The 24920-nt window shown below is 46.6% G+C and carries 18 protein-coding genes; 9 read left to right on the top strand and 9 right to left on the bottom strand.

The genetic code is table 11. From position 1 onward, the window contains the following. Positions 1-299 precede the first annotated feature (299 nt). The 3 genes from INQ51_RS15070 to INQ51_RS15060 all read right to left on the bottom strand — a co-directional run bounded on the left by INQ51_RS15070 (position 300) and on the right by INQ51_RS15060 (position 4282). Positions 300-1604 carry an HlyD family secretion protein gene (locus INQ51_RS15070; protein ID WP_233378800.1) on the bottom strand — a complete coding sequence of 435 codons (1305 nt, stop codon included), beginning with the start codon at positions 1602-1604 and terminating at the stop codon, positions 300-302. Between the two features lie 6 nt (positions 1605-1610). Continuing rightward, a complete protein-coding gene (locus tag INQ51_RS15065; RefSeq protein WP_233378799.1) occupies positions 1611-3800 on the bottom strand; it encodes a peptidase domain-containing ABC transporter in 2190 nt (729 codons plus the stop codon). A gap of 188 nt (positions 3801-3988) precedes the next feature. After that, a complete protein-coding gene (locus tag INQ51_RS15060; RefSeq protein WP_233378798.1) occupies positions 3989-4282 on the bottom strand; it encodes a hypothetical protein in 294 nt (97 codons plus the stop codon). A gap of 260 nt (positions 4283-4542) precedes the next feature. Here INQ51_RS15060 and INQ51_RS15055 point away from each other — a divergent pair, with 260 nt between their 5' ends. The 8 genes from INQ51_RS15055 to INQ51_RS15020 all read left to right on the top strand — a co-directional run bounded on the left by INQ51_RS15055 (position 4543) and on the right by INQ51_RS15020 (position 14387). Then, entirely contained in the window at positions 4543-5229 is a 687-nt protein-coding gene (locus INQ51_RS15055; RefSeq protein WP_233378797.1) for a response regulator transcription factor, read from the top strand. A 39-nt stretch (positions 5230-5268) separates the two neighbouring features. Next, entirely contained in the window at positions 5269-6525 is a 1257-nt protein-coding gene (locus INQ51_RS15050; protein ID WP_233378796.1) for a sensor histidine kinase, read from the top strand. Positions 6526-7058: 533 nt separating this feature from the next. Next, the gene (gene hemA, locus INQ51_RS15045; RefSeq protein ID WP_233378795.1) at positions 7059-8312 is read left to right on the top strand and encodes a glutamyl-tRNA reductase; all 1254 of its coding nucleotides are present in this window, start codon (positions 7059-7061) and stop codon (positions 8310-8312) included. Continuing rightward, positions 8309-10015 carry a hydroxymethylbilane synthase gene (hemC, locus tag INQ51_RS15040; RefSeq protein WP_233378794.1) on the top strand — a complete coding sequence of 569 codons (1707 nt, stop codon included), beginning with the start codon at positions 8309-8311 and terminating at the stop codon, positions 10013-10015. The genes hemA and hemC overlap by 4 nt, the downstream gene beginning before the upstream one ends. Positions 10016-10038: 23 nt before the next feature. After that, the gene (gene hemB / locus INQ51_RS15035) at positions 10039-11019 is read left to right on the top strand and encodes a porphobilinogen synthase (protein ID WP_233378793.1); all 981 of its coding nucleotides are present in this window, start codon (positions 10039-10041) and stop codon (positions 11017-11019) included. 250 nt (positions 11020-11269) lie between these two features. Further along, positions 11270-12565: a glutamate-1-semialdehyde 2,1-aminomutase gene (gene hemL, locus INQ51_RS15030; protein WP_233378792.1), complete on the top strand. Its 1296-nt coding sequence runs from the start codon at positions 11270-11272 to the stop codon at positions 12563-12565. Between the two features lie 2 nt (positions 12566-12567). Next, positions 12568-13596 (top strand): uroporphyrinogen decarboxylase, encoded by a 1029-nt coding sequence (gene hemE / locus INQ51_RS15025; protein ID WP_233378791.1) that lies wholly within the window; start codon positions 12568-12570, stop codon positions 13594-13596. A 320-nt stretch (positions 13597-13916) separates the two neighbouring features. Further along, complete coding sequence (locus tag INQ51_RS15020; protein WP_233378790.1) at positions 13917-14387, top strand: hypothetical protein; 471 nt, start codon at positions 13917-13919, stop codon at positions 14385-14387. A 1486-nt stretch (positions 14388-15873) separates the two neighbouring features. On the opposite strand, the gene cobA is transcribed toward INQ51_RS15020, so the two are convergent. The 6 genes from cobA to INQ51_RS14990 form a co-directional block, all read right to left on the bottom strand. After that, entirely contained in the window at positions 15874-16593 is a 720-nt protein-coding gene (gene cobA / locus INQ51_RS15015) for a uroporphyrinogen-III C-methyltransferase (protein ID WP_233378789.1), read from the bottom strand. Positions 16594-16619: 26 nt separating this feature from the next. Next, positions 16620-17459, bottom strand: coding sequence for an SDR family oxidoreductase (locus INQ51_RS15010; protein ID WP_233378788.1), 840 nt, complete (start codon positions 17457-17459; stop codon positions 16620-16622). A gap of 223 nt (positions 17460-17682) precedes the next feature. Beyond that, positions 17683-19383, bottom strand: a complete 1701-nt coding sequence (gene cysI, locus INQ51_RS15005; RefSeq protein WP_233378787.1) for an assimilatory sulfite reductase (NADPH) hemoprotein subunit — start codon at positions 19381-19383, stop codon at positions 17683-17685. Between the two features lie 46 nt (positions 19384-19429). Continuing rightward, positions 19430-21259 (bottom strand): assimilatory sulfite reductase (NADPH) flavoprotein subunit, encoded by a 1830-nt coding sequence (locus INQ51_RS15000; RefSeq protein WP_233378786.1) that lies wholly within the window; start codon positions 21257-21259, stop codon positions 19430-19432. Between the two features lie 2 nt (positions 21260-21261). Beyond that, positions 21262-21714: a bifunctional precorrin-2 dehydrogenase/sirohydrochlorin ferrochelatase gene (locus INQ51_RS14995; protein ID WP_233378785.1), complete on the bottom strand. Its 453-nt coding sequence runs from the start codon at positions 21712-21714 to the stop codon at positions 21262-21264. Positions 21715-21717: 3 nt separating this feature from the next. After that, on the bottom strand, positions 21718-21972 hold the full coding sequence (locus INQ51_RS14990) for a DUF2061 domain-containing protein (RefSeq protein WP_233378784.1): 255 nt from the start codon (positions 21970-21972) through the stop codon (positions 21718-21720). A gap of 694 nt (positions 21973-22666) precedes the next feature. Here INQ51_RS14990 and INQ51_RS14985 point away from each other — a divergent pair. Continuing rightward, positions 22667-24820 carry an elongation factor G gene (locus tag INQ51_RS14985; protein WP_233378783.1) on the top strand — a complete coding sequence of 718 codons (2154 nt, stop codon included), beginning with the start codon at positions 22667-22669 and terminating at the stop codon, positions 24818-24820. The last annotated feature ends 100 nt before the right edge of the window (positions 24821-24920 follow it).

Raw genomic sequence — 24920 nt, 5'->3', positions numbered from 1 at the left:
TCACGAAAATAATCAATATCGATTTCATACAAATCAGGATAAATATTCAAGACTAATTTAACAGGGCTAAAAATATAGATAATCAACAGTTTATACCTATGACTTTCTACAGTAAATAGTTAATTACCGAAACTAACTGAAGTACATTATTATACAAAAGCTCCTCGATAGTTTTCAGAATACGTTCGGATGGTTTGCGAATGAGATAAATGATTAATTGTTGAATGGAGATGCACTTATTCGCATAAAGAAAAAACAAAATTCCCTTAAACACTGAACTTTAAACTTTGAACTCGAAACTACTTCACCCGCTCGTTCCAAAGGGCTTTCAAAGGATTGAAAAAGCGCTGAATTAAACGCAGGTCTTCGGTAATTACTTCGGCTTCTCCGGTAAGTTGATTTTGCATCTGAAGGTCCCGGTCGTAGTTTGTAACCAGCCCCCGGGGAAACTCCACCTCTACCATGTAAAAATTATCTTCCGGCACCAGCGAAACGCTTTTTACGGTTCCGCGCACCAGTCCAAACTCCATGTACGGATAGTTATCGAATTTAACATTTACATTGAGGCCTTCTTTTACCTTACCTGAACCACGCACCGGCAACTCCAGTTTACCGATCACCTTCCCGAGGTCATCGGGAACAATGGTAAAAGCGCGATCGCCCGCATTGATATTCTGGTTCTGCGCATAAAATTTATTGAACGAAACAGTCCCTTCAATCGGTGTTCGTATCAGATAAGTTAAAAACCAATCGCTAACGGCACTTTTGGTATTATTAAAAGCTTCCAGCAAAGCCGACTCATACTGAATTTTAAAATCCCTGAATTCCTTTTCATTCTCGATGACTTTCTGATCGAGTACACCAATATCGATCTGCTGCTGAGCCAAATCGGAACGGATCTCATCCAACTCTGATTTTTTCGACAACATTTCTGACTCGGCTTTTTCAAAATCAGTTGTAGCAATTACCTCACCGGCAACCAGTTTCTTTTGCCGCTCGTAGTTGCGCAATTTGAGCTGATATTCTTTATCTACCGCCTGTTTTCGCTCCCACATACGGTCGTACAAAATGCGCGCATTTTTGGCCTGTTCGAGATACGATTCCTCCTTCAGCATGTAGTAATTGCGTTCGCTGAATTCCTTTAACTCCTGAAAACGGGTAATAAACTGTGAATAATATTCCTGAATCGGTCCAAGTTGCAATGTTTTACTCAAATGAATGGCCGGAATAAAATTCAAAGTATCAAAGGCCGGCTGCAGATCGTTAATCAGTTGCTGCAACTGAAGCACATCAATGTAGTTCGCAGGATTCTCGATCAATGCAATGATATCCCCGGCTTCCACTTTTTCCTTATCACTCACAAAAAGCTGGTCGATTTTTCCGGTTGCCCGGGCCACCAAAGTTGCAGGTGGATTTTCTGTGGTAACCACAATCTTCGACCGCAATATATCGGGATAATGAAATACAAAACTGAAAACGATGATCAGCGAAAAGATCGCAATAAACACAAGAATTCCATATCTCACCAAACGAGATGGAACTCCTCCAAGTATTTCCTGCACTTCGCCGGAACGGATTTCTATATTTTGTCTATCATCTGGCATCTTCTATTAATTACCAAGTTCCAATTGATTTCTTACCAACTCAAAATATTTTCCCTTTTTCCCAATTAACTCTTCGTGCGTTCCGCGCTCCACAATTTCGCCTTTTTCGAGAACGATAATCTGGTCGGCATTTTTTACCGTACTTAAACGATGCGCCACCACAACAACCGTTTTTCCTGCCGAAACTTTTTCCATGTTTTCCATGATCAGTTTTTCGTTGTTGGCATCCAACGCATTGGTGGCCTCATCAAAAAACAGGTATTCCGGCGATTTGTAGATAGCGCGGGCAATCAGTATCCGTTGCTTTTGCCCCTGGCTCAAACCTACTCCTTCCTGTCCTATTTTGGTATTGTAGCTCAATGGCAGCGATTCGATATAATCCTGAATGTTAGCCATTTTTACGGCATCCAGCAATCGTTCGTGATCCACCGTTTCGTCGTTTACCACGATATTTTTAGCGATGCTGTCAGAAAAAATAAAACCGTCCTGCATCACCACGCCACAGCTGTCCCTCCACATCTTGGGAGAGAAATTAGCCAATCGCGTTCCACCGATTTTAATATCGCCTTCCACCGGAGGGTAAAAGCCCAGCAATAATTTTATCAGTGTAGTCTTTCCGCTTCCACTGGTACCCACGATCGCTGTTGTCTTTTTCTCGGGAATGTCCAGATTAACATTGTTCAATACTTTGGGAGAACGCGGCCCTTCGTACTGAAACACAAGATCAGAAATGCTGATGCCCTTATTTTCAGGCAAGGTCTTAACATAACTGGCTCCCGCTTCGCTTTCATCCTTTTTATCGTGGATTTCGGCCAAACGCTCCAAACTGATCTTTGCATCCTGTGCATTGTGCATAAATTGAATCAATTGACGCAACGGAGTGTTTAGTTGTCCTATTATATATTGTATAGCCAGCATCATACCGAGGGTCAACTCGCCGTTCACCACCGCCGTTGCTGAAATAATAATGATCAGGATATTTTTTGTTTCGTTGATAAACACCGAACCTGCGTCCTGGTATTGCTGAAGCGCCAGACTTTTTACGCTTACTTTAAACAAACCGGCCTGTACCCGCTCCCACTCCCAGCGTTTTTCCTTTTCGTAGTTATTCAGCTTGATCTCCTGCATGCCGTTGATGATCTGGATCAGCTTGCTCTGGTTTTCGGAGAGTTTGTTAAAACGTTTGTAATCCAGCTCACGCCGGCGTTTCATAAAAATGTAAATCCACACGAAATAGAGTATCGAGCCGATCAGGAAAATGAAAAAGATTTTCCAGCTGTAAATCGCCAGTACAATGGCAAAAACCACGAGGCTAAAAACCGAGAACAACACACCAATCGACTGCGCGGTTAAAAAGCGTTCGATACGGTCGTGGTCTTCAATACGCTGCAATATATCGCCGATCATTTTCGAATCGAAGAAACCAAGCGGCAACTTCATCAGTTTTATCAAAAAGTCGGATATAATGGAAATATTGATCCGGGTGCTGATGTGCAGCAAAATCCAGGAACGAATAAACTCTACCGACATCCGGCTGATAAACAACACCAATTGTGCCAGCAAAACAAGGTAGATAAAGCCAATGTCCTGGTTATTTATACCAATATCGACCACACTTTGGGTAAGAAATGGCAACACCAGTTGAATCAAACTACCCAGGAAAAAACCGAGAATCAGCTGAATAACCAGTTTGCGATAGGGTTTCAGGTAGTTCAGCACAAAGCGAAACCCGGTGCGGCTGACTTTCTCCTCCGGCTCCTGGTAAAATTCGGGCGTTGGTTGCAAAAGCAAACAAACACCTTTCTCTTCACCCCCGGTAACCGTCGAAAGCCATTTTTCGCAAAATTCTTTTTCGGAATACTCCAAACGCCCAAACGCCGGGTTCGCCACAAACACTTTCCCCTTGGCGATTTTATACACCACCACAAAATGCCCTTGCCCCCAATGAACAATACAGGGCAGCGGCGCCTCTTTTTTCAGCTGTTCGAAAGTGATCTTTACGCCCATCGAGCGCATCCCAATGGATTCGGCGGCATCGCTGATTCCCAAAAGCGAAACCCCTTCGCGGGAGATGTATGATTTTTCGCGGAGTGATTCGGTAGAAAAATGTTTCCCGTAATATTTCGCCACCATACGCAAACAGGTAGGGCCGCAATCCATCGCATCAAACTGTTGATAAAACGGGAACTTCGACATAGCTAAGTTTTGTTGCGGAAAGATAGAATTTTTTTTGCCCGGAAATCAGTTTTCAAAGCTGACTTATTAACCATGCAATGAGGAAAACACCAAAGACGGCATTTGCTCAACATGAAAGTTCAAGCAGAAGTAGCTAATTACGAACGCTAAAAACATAAAGCCAGAATTACAACCAGCCGACTAAATTTTTACATCACCAACTGAAAAATCACAAAAGCCAGTGTCGGCAAAAATCCCAGCATTGCCAACGGACGGGCGCGTGACTGGTATTTCTCCTTGTCGTTCAGCCAGTAGAAAATACCAATGGGAAGAATGGCAATAAACAATACGGTTCCGAGAAAATTAAAAACCTCGTTCTTGTCGAACAAAAATGCAAAACTGTATGTGCCTTCTTCAACATACCAGATTACGGTTGCAAGTACGGCGGAGAGAAGGATCACCACCACCGGAAAAATCCGGCAACACCATTTTGTTTGTGCCATATTTCAGTAATTTTATTCAGAACCAAATCTAAAACGCTAAGAATCGAAATTTATTCCGAAAGCGTTTATTTCTCAAAGATAAAATTTACCGTTTGTCTTAGCAAGGTTGAACATGCCGATTACGATTGCAGTATTTTACAAAAAACACGCTCTCCCAATTGGCCAAAACATTTGACATTCGCCGAATTCCAAATCAACTCCAAAAGTTGTTATCTTGCAGGTGAAAATGATTCATTGAGAATCGTGCAAGAGTCAGCAAAATGAAGATCCTGATTATTGAAGATGAAAAAGCGCTTTCGGATGCGGTGGTAAACTACCTGACAGCCGAAGATTACCTGTGTGAAGCGGCTTATGATTACGAAACGGCAGTGGAAAAAACCGAGCTTTACGATTACGACTGTGTGTTGGTCGATATCAACCTTCCGGGAGGAAGCGGCCTCGACATTATCCGCCTGGTAAAAAAGCGTAAAAAAAGCATGGGCATTATTATCATCTCGGCCCGCAATTCGCTCGACGATAAAATCGAAGGACTCGACATTGGCGCCGACCATTACCTCACCAAACCCTTTCATTTGGCTGAATTGAATGCGCAACTAAAATCGATTCACCGCCGGATTAACTTCGACGGAAACAACCAGATCATCATCAACGAAATTAAAATCATGCCCGATGCACACCAGGTTTTTGTACACGACAACCTGCTAAAGCTGACCAAGAAAGAATACGAGCTGATGCAGTTTTTTGCCGCCAACAAAAACAAGGTGATCACTAAAACCGGGTTGGCCGAGCACCTTTGGGGCGACTACATGGAAGTGGCCGATTCCTACGATTTTATATACGGGCACATTAAAAACCTGCGAAAAAAACTCCTGGCCAACGGATGTCAGGATTACATACAAACCATTTACGGCGTTGGCTATAAATTCGACACCAGCATCGGAAACTAAAAGCGACACCATTCAAAAACAATAAGCGATTAACACATTATGAAGCTGCTTACCAGAACCAATCTGAATTTTCTATCGATCTCCCTTTTCATTTTCCTGGTAGGGCTCATTGTGTTTTACTTTTTGCTGCGCAAACAGGTGGATGCCAACATCAATGCTGAGCTGGCCAAAAAAGAAAGCAACATCCGGTCGGAACTAAACATGGCGCACGGCATGGAAAAAGCGCCCCAAAGCCCGGCCGACAAAATCGTAATTGTTCCGGCACCCGCTGACGAAACCGTTCGCGCTTTCACCGACACCATTCTTTTTGACGAACGTGCCAAATATTATGTTCCTCATCGCCAACTCGAATTCACCACCGAAATCAACGGGCAAAAGTTCCTGGTAAAAATCTACAAGTCGCTGGCCGAAACCGACTCGCTGATCGTGCGGATTCTGTTGCTGCTAACGGTAGTTGTTGTGATGTTGATCGTGGCGCTGCTGATACTAAACCTGCACACATCGCAAAAGGCCTGGCATTCGTTTTACGACACGCTGGAAAAAGTGAGTCATTACGACCTCAATTCGCAGCAGGAATTCTCGCTACAGTCGTCTGACATCAAGGAATTCAACGACCTCAACCGGGTATTAACAGCGATGACCGACAGGATAAAAAACGACTATTACAACCTGAAGGAATACACCGAGAATGCCTCGCACGAAATACAAACGCCGCTGGCAGTGATCACGTCAAAACTGGAGGTATTGCTGCAATCCGACAAGCTTCCGGAGAAGGAACTAAAAACCATCACCGACGCGTTGGAAGCCAGTTCCAAACTATCGCGGCTCAACAAAACATTGTTGCTGCTGGCAAAAATTGAAAACCGCCAGTTCCCCGAAACCAAAGAAGTGGATTTAAGTGAATTAATTGAATACCAGCTCGAAAATTTTGAAGAACTGATCGAAACCAAGCAGATTCAGGTGAAAATGCCGGAATCTTCCTTCTCAGTAAAAATGAATCCCTTCCTGGCGGATATCCTGATAGCCAACCTCATCAAAAACGGGCTGCGCCACAACGTAAAAGGCGGAAACCTGGAGTTTGATATCAACGAAGAAAGACTGATTGTTTCGAACAGCGGCGAAAAAATTCAGGGCGACGAAGGCCAACTCTTCAACCGCTTTTACAAAGCCTCTTCCTCCGACAAATCAACAGGGCTAGGACTGGCCATCGTACAGAAAATCTGTGAAGTATCCGGTTTTCAGGCCCAATATGCTTACCGCGAAAACCTGCATCAATTCAGTATTTTTTTCAAATAGTTTCCGGGCAACCTTTAAGCTTGCTTCGCGATGCTCGCAATGACGTCCAATGGGGTTTCTACGTTTGGGAGAGTTTGGTTTTCGGCAATGCCGAGAACCAAACACTCCTACCAAAATTAATGGCACTACAACTCCGTCATTGCGATCCCGAATCCCTCGGGAGAAGCAATCTGTTCTTCAATAATTATTTTTAACCAGACAACATTGATTTCTTCCCAAATCCAATATTCTACTCAAGACAAATTAAAAATAATCCGAATTCACAATTTAAATTTAGATTAAACAACATGTCTCACAAACCGGCATAACCTACATGAAAAAACGCGACACAAGACACACAAACAACTAATAAACTGCACATTAGCACAAAACACCACTTTCAACTAAAAATGACATATATCAACATCAAAACAACTTTTTATCACGACTCGATGTTAGCAAAACAGCATTCTGTCAAATCCGGATTTTTTGCACAGATTTTCTACAGATTGTTTTAATATACTTGAACTGCAAATCAGAAAGATTCACAGCGAATGATCGGATTATTAGGATTAAACCACAAGACAGCACCCATTGAAATCCGGGGTAGATTTGTTTTTTGCGAAGAGGATGTCAGGCGCTTTATTCCGGGCCTGAGTGAAATGGGATTGACCGGTGCCATCGTTTTATCCACCTGTAACCGGACGGAAATTTACTTTGATTATTCGGGGTCAAACATTGAATCGTTCAGCGATTATATGCTCTCCACGCTTATTAACTGGCGGAAAGCCGACACCCAGGTAAAACAGCATTTTTACACCTATTACGGTGAAAACGTATCCCGTCATCTGTTCAGGGTAGCTGCCGGGCTTGATTCCATGGCTTTGGGAGAATACCAGATTGTTGGCCAGCTGAAAGAAGCGTTTGCCATCAGCGAACGTCAAAACATCAACAGCTCGGTGCTGATCCGTTTGTTCAACAAAGCGTTTGAAGCCGGAAAATCGGTGCGTACCAACACTGAACTGAGCAAGGGAGCCGTTTCAATAAGTTATGCCGCTGTGGAACTGGCCGCACAAAAATTACGCAACCTTACTTCGCACCCGGCCCTTTTGATCGGTGCCGGACAAACAGGCGAACTTACCATGCAGAACATGGTAAAAAAAGGCTGCACCAAATTCACGGTCGTTAACCGCACCTTTGAAAAAGCAGCGGAACTGGCTGAACGCTATAATGGAGAAGCCCGAAATTTGGACGAACTCGACGATTTATTGCTCAACCACGATATTGTAATCGCCAGCACAGCCTCAAAAAAGGCTTTGATAACAAAAGAAAAAATGATGCAGATCATGCCGCTCCGCCACTACAAGCCGATGTTCTTTATCGATCTTTCTGTTCCGGCAAATGTGGAAGCGACGGTTGGCGAAATCGACAATACCTTTGTTTACAACGTGGATGATTTAACCGCTGTGGTGGACGAAACCTTCGAAAAACGCAAAGGCGAGATTGACAAAGCCGAAGAGATTATCGAAAGTTTTGTAGCTGAATTTGCCGACTGGCAACACACACGCGAACTGACGGCTACTTTCCAGAGCATCAGCGAAAATTTCCAGAAAATCAACCAGCAGGAATTGGAAGGCTTTATGAAAAAGCAGGTGAAAAACAACGGCGAAGATGCTGAAATGTACGCCGAGCACATCACCAACAAATTCATCCGCCTGATGATCCGCAACGTTAAGTCGGTAACCGACAATGGCCGCAAAAAAGAGTACATTGATTTGGTGAACGACCTGTTCAAAATCGCTCAATGAGAAAACACATTCGAATCGGAACCCGCGGAAGTCAGTTGGCCTTGTACCAGGCTTACCGTGTAAAAGATGCTTTGGAGGCAAAATACCCGGAGCTCACTTTTGAGATCGTGGTGATTAAAACCAAAGGCGATAAAATACTGGACGTGCCGCTCTCCAAAATCGGCGACAAGGGACTTTTTACCAAGGAACTGGAAATTGCGATGTTCGACGACGAGATCGACATGGCGGTTCACAGTTTAAAAGACCTCCCCACCGTTTTCCCGGAAGGCACCAAACTCGGCGCGGTGCTCGAGCGAGCCAGCGCTTTCGATGCCCTGGTTACCAAAGACCAGCGAACTTTCGAAGAACTTACATCCGAAGATATTATTGCAACATCGAGCCTGAGAAGAAAGGCGCAGTTGCTTAAACTCAACCCGAACCTTACCATTGTTGAAATCCGCGGAAACGTAAACACACGCATCCGGAAAATGGAAGAAGGTTATTGCAGTGCCATGATCATGGCGGCTGCCGGGTTACAACGCCTTGGCATGGACGAGCACATTTCAGAAGTGCTTTCGCCCGATAAAATGATTCCGGCCTGTGCACAGGGAGCCATCGCCATCGAAATATTGGAAAAGGATCACGAGATTGAAAATCTGTTGGATGGTATTAATCATCCTGAAACGATGATCACTTCGGGTGCCGAACGTACTTTTTTACGCACCTTGGAAGGCGGTTGCCAGATTCCGGTGGGAAGCCATTCCGAAATTAAAGGCAACACTTTTACCATCACCGGGTTTATTTCCAACCTCGACGGAAGTGTGTTTATCCAGGATTCGGCTTCCGGCCCTGTTGAAGACGCCCATACAATTGCCAACAAGCTGGCGGAAAAATTGCTGAATGAAGGAGGCAAAACAGTACTCGACACCATCAAAGCGAACATTGCTCCACAAACCGGCGAACTTCCACTCAAAGGAAAAACGATTATTTCGACCCGACCCGTTGAAGTGGGCGACGATCTTTCGCAGTTGCTCAAAGCCAAAGGCGCCAATGTGATCGAAGCTCCGATGATCCGGATTGAAACAGCCGTACTTTCCGATTCAGAAAAAGCAGTTTTAAAAGACCTGCAAAAATTCAACTGGGTATTTTTCACCAGCAAAAACGGCGTTATCCACTTTTTCAAACAGCTGATTGAAATCAACGGAAACACCACTTTGCCCGAAACTTTGAAGATCGCGGTGATTGGCGAAAAAACGGCGGCCGAACTCGATTATTACGGTTACGGTCCGCAATTTATTTCACCCGAAGCCACGGCTGAAGAATTTGTAGCCGCCTTCAAAAAAGAACACAACCCGGAAGCTCAGCAATTATTGCTGGCGTTGGGAAACATCGCCGGCACAAAGCTCGAAGAGCAGCTTTCAGAAAAAAATGATATTACCCGACTGAATGTGTACAACACCTTGCCGCCTGTTACACCGGGTGAAAATGTGCAGCGTCTCATTCAGAACAATCAATACAACTGCATTCTTTTTACCAGTCTGTCAACGGTTCAGAATTTTTATGCTTTGATGGGAAAAGACCTGGCCACGCCGCCTACTATCGGGAGCATCGGGCCGGTAACTACCAAAGCAGTGCAGGAACTGGGCTGGGAAATCGCATTCGAAGCAGCTCCTTACAATTCAGAAGGCCTTGTTTCATCCATTATTCAGTATTTTAGCAAGTAATCAAACATCAAAACAGATACGTTATGGCATTTCCACAAACAAGATTAAGAAGACTTAGATACAATTCAGTATTGAGAGACATGGTTACCGAAACCAAACTTTCGGTGGACGACTTAATTATGCCGCTTTTTGTATGCGCTGGTACCAACGTGAAGAACCCGATTTCGTCGATGCCGGGCAACTACCAGCTATCGGTTGAACTTCTGGTGGAGGAGTGTAAAAAAGTAGTGGCCGCCGGTGTTCGTGCGGTGTTGCTTTTTGGTATTCCTGCTGAAAAAGATGAACACGGACTGGTAGCCTGTCAGCACAACAGCATCGTGCAAACCGCTATCCGCGCCATCAAAAAGGAATTGCCCAACCTGTATATTGTTGCCGATGTTTGCAACTGCGAATACACCACGCATGGTCATTGCGGAACAATTATCGACGGCGACGTGGACAACGACAGCACACTGGTAACACTGGCCAAACAATCGGTTTCGCTGGCCGAAGCCGGAGCCGATATGATCGCACCGAGCGATATGATGGACGGCCGCGTGGGGAGCATCCGCAAAGCATTGGATGAAGCGCACTTCGAAAAAATACCCATCATGTCGTATGCGGCAAAATACGCTTCCGGTTTTTACGGACCGTTCCGCGAAGCCGCTGAAAGCGCTCCGAAATTCGGAAACCGTGCCACCTACCAGATGAATCCGGCCAACTCAAACGAAGCCATGCGCGAAGTGGCGGCAGATATCGAAGAGGGCGCCGACCTGGTTATGGTAAAACCAGCCCTTTCGTACCTCGATGTTATCTACCGTGTGAAAACTGAATTCAACATGCCGGTAGCGGCTTACAATGTGAGCGGGGAGTTTTCGATGGTAAAAGCCGCCGGTGCAAACGGCTGGATCGATGAAGCCCGTGTGATGATGGAAGTTCTGACTTCGATCAAACGCGCCGGAGCCGACATCATCATCACCTACCACGCGGTGGATGCGGCCAACATTATTAACGCGATGAAGTAAATCGAACAAAGAAAGTTAATTGAGAATTTATAAAGATATTGTCATTTCAGGGATACGAACTCTCCCTCATTCCCTCTCTTTGCAAAGAGAGGGACGATCCCGAGTACTCGGGGGCAGGGTGAGTTGCTCCACAAAATATACATAACCAGATCTACTCCCTGATGGAGACAAAGTCCCCCTCCTGTCGGATTTAGGGGGTCAAAAGGAAAACTGGAGGGGGAGCAAAAACAAACATTGAAAAACAAAGAACATGTCCTTTACAAAAAGTATAGAAGCCTTTGAAAAAGCACAGCAGGTCATTCCGGGCGGAGTAAACTCACCGGTTCGCGCTTTTAAAAGTGTGAAGCTGAATCCTGTGTTTATTGAAAAAGCCAAAGGCGCTGAAATTTTTGACATCGACGGAAACCGCTACATCGATTTTGTAGCATCTTGGGGACCGCTGATTTTTGGCCACGCGCACGACCGCATTCTGGCTGCCATTAACGAAGCTGCACAAAAGGGAACCAGCTACGGCGCTCCCACGCAGTACGAAACACAAATGGCCGAACTGATCGTGGAAATGTTCCCGACAGTGGAAAAAGTGCGGATGGTGAACTCGGGTACCGAGGCCACCATGAGCGCCATTCGGCTGGCACGCGGTTATACCAAACGCGAGAAGATCGTCAAATTTATTGGCAACTACCACGGCCATGGCGACAGCTTTCTGATCAAAGCCGGATCGGGTGCCATCACGTTGGGTATCCCCGACAGTCCGGGTGTGACCAAAGGAAACGCGCAGGATACCTTGCTGGCCGAATACAACAACCTTGATTCAGTACAAAAGCTGTTTGACGAGGAAAAAGGACAGATTGCTGCGGTGATCGTTGAACCGGTTTCGGGAAATATGGGTGTTGTGCCTCCCAATCCCGGCTTCCTTGAAGGCCTTCGCGATATTTGTACCGCCAACGGCGCACTGCTGATCTTTGACGAAGTGATCACCGGTTTCCGTTTGGCCAAAGGCGGTGCACAGGAGTATTACGGTATTTCACCCGACCTCACCACGCTGGGAAAAATCATCGGAGGCGGACTTCCGGTGGGCGCTTACGGCGGTAAAAAAGAAATCATGGACATGCTGGCCCCGGTTGGCCCGGTGTACCAGGCCGGAACTTTATCCGGAAACCCGCTGGCAATGGCGGCAGGGATCACCATGCTGACAATGATCAACGAAACAGCCGACTTTTACAGCGAACTGGAACGCAAGGCAGCCAAACTCGAAAAAGGCATCCGGCAGAACCTCGAAGAAACAGGCACCCCAGCAGTGCTCAACCGCGTGGGATCGATGATGACCCTATTCTTCACCCAAGAAAAGCAGGTGACTTCGTTTGACGAAGCCATGACCTGCGATACCGAAAAATATGCCGAATACTTCCGTCTTTCGCTTGAAAGCGGTATTTACCTGGCACCTTCGCAGTTCGAGTGTTTGTTTGTTTCGTACGCACACACCGACCAAGACATTGATTGTATAATTGAAGCCAACAAAAAAGCGTTGCAAAACCTGAAGAAATAGACATGAGCAATATTTTCGAAAAAACGTTACGGGGAGAAAAAACAGAGCGGCCACCGGTGTGGTTTATGCGGCAGGCGGGAAGAGTGCTTCCCTCGTACCTCGAAATGCGGAAAGAACACAGTTTTCACGAACTGATGCGTTCGCCCGATCTGGCAGCTGAAGTTACTTTGCTCCCGGTCCATGACCTGGGTGTGGATGCCGCCATTTTGTTTTCCGACATCCTTGTGATTCCGGAAGCGCTGGGAATGAACCTCGCCTTTACCGATTCGGGACCGCGTTTTGAAAAGGCGCTGAAAGATGTCGCCGATCCGCTGTCGTTTTTAAAGGCCGACGCTCAAAAACTGGAGTATATATATAACGTAATTGATAGGATTGGAGAACGCAGGCCGGTCGATGTTCCATTGATCGGTTTCTGCGGAGCTCCGTTTACCACGCTCTGTTACATGGTGCAGGGACTGGGTACCAACCACACCTTCCCCGACGCAGTGGCGTTGCTGTACCAAAACAAAAGCCTCGCCAACGAGCTGCTCGAAGTCATCACCAACCTGTCGATTGAATACGCGCTAAACCAGGTAAAACACGGAATAGCCGCATTTCAGATATTTGAAACACATGCCGGGTTAATTCCGGTCGATTTATATATGGAACTCATCATGCCGCATGTACGCCGTATTTCGGCGGCGGTGATGGAAACCGGTACGCCCGTTATCTTTTTACCCAAGGGATTGGGTGTGGGCCTGAAATACCTCGGCCCCGAAGATGCCGATTTTATCAGCATCGACTGGCAGGTTCCGCTCGATGAAGCCCGCAGTATGCTGCACCCCGGACTGGGCATCCAGGGAAACCTCGACCCGCGTATTTTGCTGGCCGACCAAATAACAATCGGGCAAAAACTCGAAACCTACCTCGAGTTTGGTGCTTCCAACGACAAATGGATCTTTAACGTAGGCCACGGTTTTATCCCGGGTATTCCGGTTGAAAATGCCAAGTTTGTGGTCGACTGGATCAAACAGGCCAACTGGGGACGGTAGGGATAGTTCGCAGTCGCAGTTTGCAGTGTTCAGACTGAAAAAACAGGTCGAAGTAAAACGACAGTTGATGAATATAAAAATGAAAGTGACACAGTTTAACTCTGCCGGTTGGCAGGTGGCTTAAGTCCCCTTCAGGGGATTTAGGGGTCAAAAACAGGTGTCACAATAGAAAATAAAAGGTTCACGCAAAGAGGTAAAAGAAGCGCAAAGATCACAGAGCAGGAATTATCAGCTTCCCTTTTTTGCGTGCTTTGGAGTAAAGCTTGGCGCACTTTGCGTGAAATCTAATTTTTAAAAAACAGAACAGAGAAGTAACAACAATGATAAACGAAACAGTTCAGCTTTCCACGCTCCTGATCATCCCCACGGTGAAAATCGTTCACTACGTGGTGAGCGTGAGTTTCCTGGTGTTTGCCGTTTTGCTGGTCTACCGCTCGGTAAGCGGGATCCGGCAAAAACGCAAATTTTCGACCTTCGACAAATTCCTGTCGTACGCGTTTATCATCAACCTCTACCTGCAACTTATTTTTGGGATCATCCTGTTTACCGGCCTGGGCACCGACGCCGGCCTCAATTACATGGGCATTGAAGAAGGAGCGGAAAAAGTATCGAAACGGCTGTGGCCGGTGGAGCACATTGTACTGATGCTTTTTGCACTATTTATTGCCAACCTCGGACTGATCTCCTCGCTCAAAACCCAGGACAGCAAAGGCCGCTACCGCAAAGTGCTCATCTACTACCTGCTTTCCATTTTCCTGATCGCCTTTTCGCTGATCTCGATTTACGTATAACCTGTAAACTTATTTAAGACGATTCTATTCACCTTCTAAATGCCGATAACCTGAAGCTCAAAACCATCCCCGGGGGCGCAAAGCAAAAAAACAGGGGATTTTTCCTCGCCCCTGCTTTCGAATGCTTCAAAGATTTAATCCACTTATGGAAATAATCTATTCTTAAAATGTAAGGAGTTCCTGCACTTACAATCTTTGGCCTATCCGCCGGATTTTACTATTTGTCATGACACAAATAGTAAATACGAGGAAGTTATTCCCGAGCTCTGGGCTGCGTCCACTTCGCTCGAAAAACTCACGTATTTCCGGCTAAAATTTCGGAAACCCTGTAACCCGGCGAGCCGCCCTGTTAACTTTTTTGCCTCCCTGTAGCATTTTTTTGATTCCCTGTACCATTTTTGGCCGTCCTGTAAGGTTTTTTATCGCCCTGTTGAAGTTTTTCTCAATCCTGTAGCTTTTTTTCACGTCCTGTTTAACAGGGAGGGGTAAAAATGTAACAGGGAGGGTCAAGAACCTACAGGACGCCTCCCGGACCTACAGGGCGGCTCCACACCCTACAGGGCGCCATCTTCTGGACCCGTTCTCGCACCTGCCCCTCGTTTGCAACGAGGGGCAAGCAGTTTTGAGTTTGCAACTCATTTTTCAGTCCTTAAAATAGCCGTTCGATGATGAAAATGCTGATGATGAAAATGGCATTGCAAATGCGGAACAACTTACCTCTCGTTGCAAATGAAGGCTATAGGCGTCCGGAACCGCGAAACGCGCTTTTATCCACCCATCCCGCCGGACGAGGTTGTATTCTCATTCCTAACCCGGCACTCCGTACCGGGCTATTAAGCTCCGACACCTTCAGCACCGTAAAACCAGAAAATTATTTACAGATCGCGTCTCCCGGCCTCGTCCGGTGAGCCGAAAAACAAGTGAAGACGGCGTTAAAAGAGTTCGGCTGTTTGACCCCGAGAACTCGGGGGAGTTCCGAACTCTTAGCCGTCAATACGTGAGTTTTTCGAGCGAAGCGGGCGCAGCCTTGACTTTTCTGCTTCGTCTTTGCGTCAAGGCAAAGATGAAGGCCTCCGGCAGGAGATTAAATCGCAAAAATGCTGATTAAAATGGCATTACAAATGCAGAGCAACTTACCCCTCGTTGCAAACGAAGGCTAGAGGCGTCCGGAACTGCGAAATGCGCTTTTATCCACCCACCCCGCCGGACGAGGTTGTATTTTCATTCCTAACCCGGCACTCCGCACCGGGCTATTAAAATCCGACACCTTCAGCGTCGGTCCAAACCCTGAAAGGGTGAAAGCGTAATAGCTCGCACCTGCCCCTCGTTTGCAACGAGGGGCAAGCGGGTTTGAGTTTGCAACTCATTTTTCAGTTCTTAAAATAGCCGTTCAATGATAAAAATGATGCCGAAGAAAATGGCATTACAAATGCGAAACAACTTACCCCTCGTTGCAAACGAGGGGCAGAGACCGGCTGATAAGCCATTAATACTTTTTCAAAAAAATCAATGCGGGAGTTTTTAAGGGAGCAATAGAATGCTGTTCCGCCACTTCGGTAAGTTTTCCTTCCATGATCGCCGAATCGGGCAGGCCTGTGCGGGAAACGATGGTGGCTGAGATTTGTCCACGCTCTGCGGGATCAAAAGCTGTCACAATCTGGTCCAGCACTTTGGTTCCCATGTAGAGCACCGCCGTTCCGCGTTTTTCCAGTATATCGGCCAGGTGTTGTGCATTCAACGGCTTCCCCGACACATCGGTGCCCGAAAGCAGGTGCAGCGAGTTGCTTCCGCGGCGGTCGGTTAGCGCCACGCCAAACTCGGCAGCTGCCGCATTAAAGGCCGAGATTCCCGGAATCACTTCATACGGAATTTCATTTTCCTTTAAAAAAGAAGTCTCTTCGGCGCCGCGGCTAAACACCATCGGGTCGCCCGATTTTACGCGCACCACGGTTTTCCCTTCCTGCGAGTGCTGGAGCATTTTGGCGTGTATAGCATTTTGGCGCACTGTTACATCGCGGCCATCCCCGGCCCTTTTCCCCACAAACACCAGTTCGGCTTTTTCGGGGAAAAGCTGCCGCACCTCGCGCGACACCAGGGCATCGTACAACACCACATCGGCCTCTCCAATCGCACGATGCGCACGAATGGTCAGCAGGTCGGCCGGCCCGGGACCCGCCCCCACAATATATACCTTTCCTTTCTGCATGATTTCCTCCAAATTTTACCGTATTGTCAGATACGGTAGGCCCACTCTTCCACTTCACGCAGATAGTCCATCGGGCTGTTGTAAATAAATTGATAGCCGAGCTTTTCCCGGAGTTTATCGCTGTTCACAATTTTAAAGGGTTCCGGTGTACCGGTAAACGCCGGAACCGGCAACTCGCTTATTTTTGCTGCCTTGGCGTAAAATTCGGCTTTGGTCGGATGTTCGGGCGAAGCGGCGTTAAACACCTCTCCCCAAACCTCCTTTTCGAGTATTTCGGTGATGATGTTGACACAATCGTCGCGGTGGATCAGGTTCACCGGCACGGCGCCTGCCACCTCGGTACGGTGCTGAACAAAACGCGCCGGATTGCGATCGTAACCAATCAGACCGCCAAAACGAAGTACCGTGGTTTGAAAAGCGTCCTCCTGCAAAAAAAGCTTTTCGGCCAAAAGCAAAGCCCGGCCACTGGCTTTTTCCGGCGTTCCTTCGTTTCCTTCCTTCACTTCTCCGTTTCGGGATTCATACACCGACGTAGAAGAAATAAACAGCACCTTTTTGATGCCGATCTCCTTGATCTTTTGCACCACCTGCTCAATTTTCTGCGGAAACGATTCTTCGACGCAGGAAGTACGCGTAGGCGGAAAACTGACCAGCAAAACATCGGTGTTAAAGAAACTGTTGTAATCGATCCGGATGCCCTGCGGCTGCACCTTTACATAAAAGGTACTGATGCCGGTCATCTCGAGGTCGTTGTAGGTTTGTGTCGATGTGGTGGAACCTTTTACGTCCCAACCTTTGCGCAAAAGCGATTTACCCAAAGCCGTTCCCAGCCAGCCGCTGCCTAATATTGATATTGTTTTGCTCATAACCTTTGTAGTTAGTGTCCTAAAAAATGTAAGAGATGAAGTTGTCCCAATCTGAAATAAATTTTCATTTTCACGTTGTCGGGCAATGCCCCCTCCTCACCTCTCCGTCAGCTGACGGAAAGAATCGTCCCCCATCGGGGGATTTAGGGGGTTTAATGTCAAATTACCGCCATCTTGTAAAGTGTTTAATCCTGTAATTCTCTTTTACCCCCACGTGACAGGATCAATGCCTGAAATCTTTTCCTTCAAGGATCTCCTGAACATATCCCTTGCGGATCACAAAATCGCCGAAATGTTCTTTCTCCGTGCGATTCGCCGCAAAGTCTTCGATAATGATCCTTAGTTCCTGCAGAATCTCTTCTTCGTTGATGGTTTCCTTGTACAGGGCATTTAAACGATCGCCGTTAAAACTGCCGCCCAGGTACAGGTTGTAGTAACCCGGCGATTTCCCGATCAGCCCGATTTCTGCCAGGTAAGGCCTTCCGCAACCATTGGGACAGCCTGTCATCCGGATCACAATTTCTTCCTCTCCCAGTTTGAATTCGTTAAGGATGGTTTCAATTTTTGATACAAGTGTCGGCAAGTACCGTTCGGCTTCGGCAAAGGCCAGCGGACAGGTGGGCAAAGCCACACAAGCGATGGAGTTTTTCCGCAATCCGGAAAGTTCGGTAGGTGCCACCCCGTACTTTTTTAGCAGGGCATCGACCTTTTTCTTCACAGGTGCCGAAACGCCGGAAATGATCAGGTTTTGATTACCGGTAATGATAAAATCCCCGTCACTGATTTTGGCAATTTCCTTTATCGCGGTTTTTAGCTGAAACTTTTCGTCGTCGCGCACACGGCCGCCTTCCACAAAATACGTCAGGTGCCATTTGTCGTCGGTTCCCTTTTTCCAACCGTAATCGTCGCCGTTATGCGTCAACACAAAAGGCTTGGCTTCCTCCAGTGCGTAGCCCAGGCGCTTTTCCACTTCCGCTTTGAACAACTCCTCCCCCATCCGGTCGAAGGTATATTTCAGACGGGCCTGTTTGCGGTTTTTACGGTCGCCGTTGTCGCGTTGCACCAGCAATACTTTTTCGGCCACATCTATTACCTGATCAGCCAAACAAAAGCCAATGACCGTTCCGGCACGCGGGTAGGTTTCGGGCATCCCGAAAGTAGATCCCAAACCGCCGCCCACGACCACGTTGTAGCCAACGATCCTGTTTTTCTCCACAATGGCGATAAATCCCAGGTCCTGCGAGAAAACATCGCAATCGTTATACGGAGGAATCACCACGCCAATCTTGAATTTTCGCGGCAAATAACGGTCTCCGTAAATGGGTTCCTGATCCTGCTGACCACCGGCCACCAGTTTTTTGTCGAGCCAGATTTCGTGGTAAGCGGTCGTCCGCGGCAAAAGGTGCTCGCTGATACTCCGGGCCAGGTCAATGACTTCCGCATGAAAAGGCGATTCAGCCGGGTTGGCATGGCTCATCACATTTCGGTTGACGTCGCCGCAAGCCGCGATCGTATCCAGCAGGCTTTGGTTCATTTCGCTGATGGTGTTTTTCAGGTTCTTCTTTAAAACACCATGCAATTGAAAGGTTTGCCGCGTAGTAAGCTTTAGCGTACCGTTGGCGTACTTGTTCGAAAGATCATCCATGCGCAGCCACTGATCCGGGGTAAACCGCCCTCCGGGCATCCTGATTCGCAGCAGGAAGGAGTACAGCGGCTCCAGCTTTTGGTGTTTTCTTTCTTTGTCGAGATCGCGGTCGGTTTGCTGGTAGATACCGTGAAATTTCGAGATCTGCGTGTCGCCGTCCGAAATGGCTCCCGTAATCGGGTTGGCCAGGCTTTCGACCAGGGTACCACGCAGGTAGTTGCTCTCGTGTTTCAGGCGCTCTACCTCCGACAGTTCTTTCCAGTTGATTGTTTCACTCATTTTTCGGGTATTAAAATCGGGTTGTTGTTGAGTTGTTGTAGTATCGTTAGTAAACGTCGGTCTGGAAACGCTTTTCGCGCTTCAGATTCTTAATGTATTTCTCGGCTTGTTCCTGGCTGATGCCTCCCTGCGCCTGCACAATTTCCAGCAAGGCCTTGTTCACATCTTTGGCCATGTGTTTCATGTCGCCGCAGAGGTAGAGATAAGCTCCGTTTTCAAGCCACTCGAATACTTCTTTTTGATTTTCCTTCAGGCGGTGCTGTACATAAACCTTTTCTTCCTGATCGCGTGAAAAAGCCACGTCCATCCGTTCCAGGTGTTCTGATTTCAGCAGTTTCTGCCACTCGGCCTGGTACAGAAAATCGGAGCTAAACCTGCGGTCGCCAAAAAACAACCAGGTGTTTCCTTTCATTCCCTGACTTTCGCGGTGCTGCATAAAGGCACGGTAAGGCGCCACACCGGTTCCGGCTCCCACCATAATGATTTTGGAACCGTTCAGCGGCAGTTTAAACGCCGGGTTCTTCTCGATGTAAACCGGGATCTGGTCGTCTACCTCCACCCCGTCGCTCAGGTAACTGGAGCAGGCACCTTTGCGCGTACGGTTTTTACGCTCGTAACGCACCACCGAGATCGTGGCATGTACTTCTTCCCCCACACTCTCCATGCTCGAGGATATCGAATACAAACGCGGCGGAACCGGGCGCAAAATGCTCACCAGTTTGTTGGCATTCCACTTAAACGGAAAATCTTCCAGTAAGTCCAGTACATCGTGTCCGTATAAATAGTCGTTTAAAGCATCTTCGTCTTCGAGAATCTTCAGCAGATCGGCATTCTTGGTTTTATCGTAGTATTTTTCCAGCAGGTCGTAAGTCAGCGTTGTGATTTCGAGGTGGTAACTCAGCGCCTCTTTCAGACCGATCTTGTCTTCGCCAAAATCTACCTGTTGCTCCGGATCAAAACCGGTTTGTTCGAAAATCGCCTCCACCAGGCCGGTTGGATTATGGGCGAAAATCCCCAGGGAATCCCCCGGTTCGTATTCCAGCCCCGATCCTTCGAGCGAAAGCTCCACATGGTAGACTTCCTTGTCCGAATCGCGTCCGGTTATCTTTACCTTATCAAGGACGGTCGCCATGTAAGGATTGTTTTTCGAGAAGGTCTCACCCACCACAGCAGCCCCGTTTACCGCCGTTGCCGGCGCGGGAGCTGCAGGCGTGGCAGAACCTGATGCTGCCGGTGCTTCGGCCGGAGTAAGGTTGAGCAACACGTTGTTCATCCAGATTTCGGCGCTCTGTTCGTAATCAACGTCGCATTTCACCATCGACGTGATCCGGTAGCCGCCACAGCTTTTCAGCGCATCATCGATGTCCTCTCCGGTTTTACAAAAGTTCCGGTAGGTTTTATCGCCCAGGGCCAGCACCGAATAGTTGGTACTTTCGAGCTGCGGCGCCCGGTTGCCGGTTACATACTTGTGAAAATCTTCGGCCATGTCCGGCGGGTCGCCTTCGCCGTGTGTACTCACGATTATGGCTACATTCTCTTCTTCTTTCAGTTTTTTGTAGTTGTAATCGTACAGGCTGTACACCTGTGCATTGATACCTTTAAAGGTTGCTTTTTCGCCCAGACGCTCAGCCAATCCCTGCGAATGACCGGTTTCTGTTCCAAACAAAATCGTCAGGTTGATACGGTTCTCCGGTGCCGGTGCAACAGCTGCGGCCGGCGCGCTTATTGACTGAACTTCGGAGCTTGCGCCTAAAACTGCCAGCCGGCCTTCGAAATAGCCGCTTAGCCAAAGGGTTTGTTCCTTTGTTAATCCTTGTACCAGTTGTCCCAACGCGGTTAATTGTTGGTCACTTAATGGATTCAACTTTAAACTCATTTCTATCCTAAATTAAATTGCAATTTATCTTTTATAAGATCTCTGATTCTTATTGATTCATGAACGTTTTCGCCGTTCGATCCAACGGCTACCGTTATATTCCCCTGCCGGTAAATGGCGGGTGATACAAACTGACACAACGCAGGTTTATCGTGGATGTTCACCAAAACACGCGCTTCCCTGCAATCTTTAACAATTTGCTGGTCAGCATCCTCATCATCCAAACAGGAATAAACCATTAAGTAATCTTTCAGATACTTCTTGTCGTATCCTGCTTCGATGTACTTTACACCACTTTGCTTGATTTCTTCGCACACTTCCGGAGCCAGTACTTCTACCTCGGCCTCAAAACGCTGAAGTATCCGCAACTTTTTCAGGGCATCCGGGCCGCCTCCTATTACCAGGATTTTCTCGTTGGCAATATCGATCGATATGGGTAAAAAGTTCTTCTTCATTTCTTATATCTCGTATTCAATCGGTACTTCTTTTTCTCTTCCGTAATTGCATTTATTCCACGCACGTTCGTGAAAAAAGTAAAGCGCCATCTTGGTAAACAACTCTACCCCTCCAATGGTTACCGCAAAATGAATGTTTCCGACTACAATCCACGAGATAAGGATGGTATCGAGTGTCCCCACCGCACGCCACGAGATTGTTTTGGCAATGCTGCGGCGTTTCCGCTCTATGGTCTTTCCTGTTGCTGTATTTCCCATTTGTTTGTCTTTTGGTTCATCCGGCTTGTCAGCAGTTTTGCCTTGTTCCGTTTCAACTAAAAAAAAACGACCCTTCCGCAAGTGCAGAAGAGCCGTAATTATTAGGTAGTTATAATTCTTACTTATTCAGTTATTCTTCTGCAAGCATAGCCAATCACAACACATACACATCATACATGCCATTGATTGTCCCATTATTTCAGAAGAATATTTTTTCATTGTTTCAATCTTAAAAACTTCTCGTTATATGACTTTTGTCACGTTGCAAATATAAATGCTTATTTCAGACAAAAAACACTTTTATTGTCCTTTTTTTTAATCGTTCTAAATAAATTAACATTGGAAATTACAAATCATGATTTCGCTGAGTGCTTTTGCATCAAAACCAACCACCAAAACAGGCTTTATTTCCGGTGTGAAATTCTCCCCAAAGAACAGCAGGAAAGATCCCCTGAAAACCTTCCAGCAACTGCTTATTCAGAGCCATTCCAGACTATAACATTTATTAACAAAAGTCATCTAATCTGCTCACTGAATGTCACTTAATTTCACGATTCCTACCTCCTGCATATCAATAGTATAGGGGGCTGTTTAACAGCACTTGATTCTTTGCAAAATATTGCTATTTTTGGTGTCCTTGCTTCGAAAACAAGAAGTTCAAGCGAGAATCAATAACCAATAAAACTAAAATAGAATGAAAGTCTATAAAACGGAAGAAATCCGGAACATTGCTTTACTTGGTAATGCCGGCAGTGGGAAAACCACCCTCGCAGAAGCTATGCTGTTCGAGGGTGGAGTTATAAGTCGCAGAGGTGAAGTAACCTCAAAAAATACAGTTTCAGATTACAACCAGATAGAACAGGATTATGGCAATTCTGTTTTTTCTACATTATTGTACACCGAATTCAACGGGAAAAAGATCAATATTATTGATACTCCCGGGATGGACGAATTGTGTGGTGGTGTTGTTTCTGCACTGAGTGTAACTGCACTGGGCCTCTTAACCATTAATACCACCAGTGGTATTGAAGCCGGAACAGAAGCGGCCATTCGTCATGCCAGCAAGGCACATACTCCGCTGATCCTTGTTTTCAACCAACTGGATCACGACAACTCGAACTACGAAAACACTCTGGAAGAGTGTAAAAATACTTTTGGAGGCAAAGCTACCATTGTACAATACCCGGTAGATGCCGGCCCTAATTTTTCGTCGATTATCGATGTACTGAAAATGAAAATGTACAAATACTCGAAAGACGGAAAAGTGGAGATTTTAGATATTCCGGATTCGGAAAAAGACCGTGCAGATGAGCTTCACAACGAACTGGTGGAAAAAGCCGCAGAGAACGAAGAAGCTTTGATGGAACTGTATTTCGACAAAGGCTCTTTAACAGAGGACGAAATGCGGAAAGGGATCAAGCTGGGCATGTTGGCCAGAAGCTTGTACCCGGTGTTCTGCACCACGGCTAAAAAAGGCATCGGAGTGGCCCGTTTAATGGAATTCATTACCAACATTGCGCCTGCTCCGTATGAAAAGAAATTACGCCCCATTGTTAGAGGAAAAGAAGTAAAAATGGATGCAGCAGACTCGCCCAGCCTGTTTGTATTCAAAACTTCTGTTGAACCTCACGTTGGTGAGATCACTTTCTTCAAGGTAATGTCAGGAACGGTGAAAGAAGGCATGGACCTGGTCAACTCAAAATCAGGCAACAAGGAACGTCTTTCGCAAGTTTTTGTTTCGGCCGGTAAAAACCGTGAAAAAGTAGACGAGCTGGTAGCCGGCGATATCGGCTGCACCGTTAAGCTGAAAGAAACCAAATACAACCAAACGCTTTCGTTAAAAGAAGCCGGGACGGTATTTGAACCGATTCAATTCCCGACTCCCCGCCATACGGTAGCCGTTAAAGCAGTCAATGATTCTGACGATGAGAAAGTAGGCGAAGTATTAAACAAAATAAAATACGAAGACCCGACATTTGTTGTTGAATACTCAAAAGAGTTAAAACAATTGTTGGTACACGCACAAGGCGAATACCACATGAATGTGTTGAAATGGTATTTCGACAATATTCATAAAATTGAAGTGAACTACCTGGCTCCGAGAATTCCGTACCGCGAAACCATTACCAAGCCTGCCCAGGCGGATTACCGTCATAAAAAACAATCGGGTGGTGCCGGACAGTTTGGTGAAGTACACCTGATTATTGAACCTTACAATGAAGGTGCAGCGCCAAAATCGATGTTCAAATTTGGCGATAAGGAGCAAAAACTTTCGGTACGTGCCGTTGAAGAACACAAACTTTCCTGGGGTGGCAAACTGGTTTTCGCTAACTGTATTGTTGGTGGTTCGATCGACGCCCGCTTCCTTCCGGCCATTCTGAAGGGAATCATGGAAAAAATGGAAGAAGGCCCGCTGACAGGTTCGTATGCACGCGATATTATCGTTTATGTTTACGACGGTAAAATGCACCCGGTTGATTCGAACGAAATCTCGTTCAAACTCGCCGGACGTAATGCCTTTAGCATGGCTTTCAAAAATGCTGGCCCAAAAATCCTGGAACCGATATACAACCTCGAAGTTTGGGTTCCGTCTGACAGAATGGGTGACGCCATGAGTGACCTGCAGGGACGCCGTGCCATGATCATGGGTATGGGTTCTGAACACGGGATGGAAAAAATATCTGCCAAAGTTCCGTTAAAGGAAATGAACAAGTACACCACTTCGCTGAGTTCGATTACCGGTGGCCGCGGTGTGTTTGCAATCGCTTTCGACGGTTACGAAAAAGTTCCTGCTGATGTACAGGAAGAACTGCTAAAAGCTTACGAAGCAGAGCAGGAAGAAGAATAAGACCATTTTCTAATCCATTTTACTATACGAAATTCCCCGGTTCGTCAATTGACGAATCGGGGTTTTCCTTTTTATACCGATTAGCAATTGAATTGAGCCT

The organism is Maribellus sp. CM-23, assembly GCF_021354595.1.
In the GTDB taxonomy this organism is placed as follows: Bacteria; Bacteroidota; Bacteroidia; order Bacteroidales; family Prolixibacteraceae; genus Draconibacterium.
This window is presented reverse-complemented; position numbering and strand designations above follow the sequence as displayed.

Coding starts and splice junctions, on each gene's coding strand:
- INQ51_RS15070 (WP_233378800.1), bottom strand. CDS start 1,604: ATGCCAGATGATAGACAAAATATAGAAATCCGTTCCGGCGAAGTGCAG.
- hemB (WP_233378793.1), top strand. CDS start 10,039: ATGGCATTTCCACAAACAAGATTAAGAAGACTTAGATACAATTCAGTA.
- INQ51_RS15065 (WP_233378799.1), bottom strand. CDS start 3,800: ATGTCGAAGTTCCCGTTTTATCAACAGTTTGATGCGATGGATTGCGGC.
- INQ51_RS15010 (WP_233378788.1), bottom strand. CDS start 17,459: ATGAGCAAAACAATATCAATATTAGGCAGCGGCTGGCTGGGAACGGCT.
- cysI (WP_233378787.1), bottom strand. CDS start 19,383: ATGAGTGAAACAATCAACTGGAAAGAACTGTCGGAGGTAGAGCGCCTG.
- INQ51_RS15060 (WP_233378798.1), bottom strand. CDS start 4,282: ATGGCACAAACAAAATGGTGTTGCCGGATTTTTCCGGTGGTGGTGATC.
- hemA (WP_233378795.1), top strand. CDS start 7,059: ATGATCGGATTATTAGGATTAAACCACAAGACAGCACCCATTGAAATC.
- INQ51_RS14995 (WP_233378785.1), bottom strand. CDS start 21,714: ATGAAGAAGAACTTTTTACCCATATCGATCGATATTGCCAACGAGAAA.
- INQ51_RS14985 (WP_233378783.1), top strand. CDS start 22,667: ATGAAAGTCTATAAAACGGAAGAAATCCGGAACATTGCTTTACTTGGT.
- INQ51_RS15020 (WP_233378790.1), top strand. CDS start 13,917: ATGATAAACGAAACAGTTCAGCTTTCCACGCTCCTGATCATCCCCACG.
- hemL (WP_233378792.1), top strand. CDS start 11,270: ATGTCCTTTACAAAAAGTATAGAAGCCTTTGAAAAAGCACAGCAGGTC.
- INQ51_RS15050 (WP_233378796.1), top strand. CDS start 5,269: ATGAAGCTGCTTACCAGAACCAATCTGAATTTTCTATCGATCTCCCTT.
- INQ51_RS15000 (WP_233378786.1), bottom strand. CDS start 21,259: ATGAGTTTAAAGTTGAATCCATTAAGTGACCAACAATTAACCGCGTTG.
- hemC (WP_233378794.1), top strand. CDS start 8,309: ATGAGAAAACACATTCGAATCGGAACCCGCGGAAGTCAGTTGGCCTTG.
- cobA (WP_233378789.1), bottom strand. CDS start 16,593: ATGCAGAAAGGAAAGGTATATATTGTGGGGGCGGGTCCCGGGCCGGCC.
- INQ51_RS15055 (WP_233378797.1), top strand. CDS start 4,543: ATGAAGATCCTGATTATTGAAGATGAAAAAGCGCTTTCGGATGCGGTG.
- INQ51_RS14990 (WP_233378784.1), bottom strand. CDS start 21,972: ATGGGAAATACAGCAACAGGAAAGACCATAGAGCGGAAACGCCGCAGC.
- hemE (WP_233378791.1), top strand. CDS start 12,568: ATGAGCAATATTTTCGAAAAAACGTTACGGGGAGAAAAAACAGAGCGG.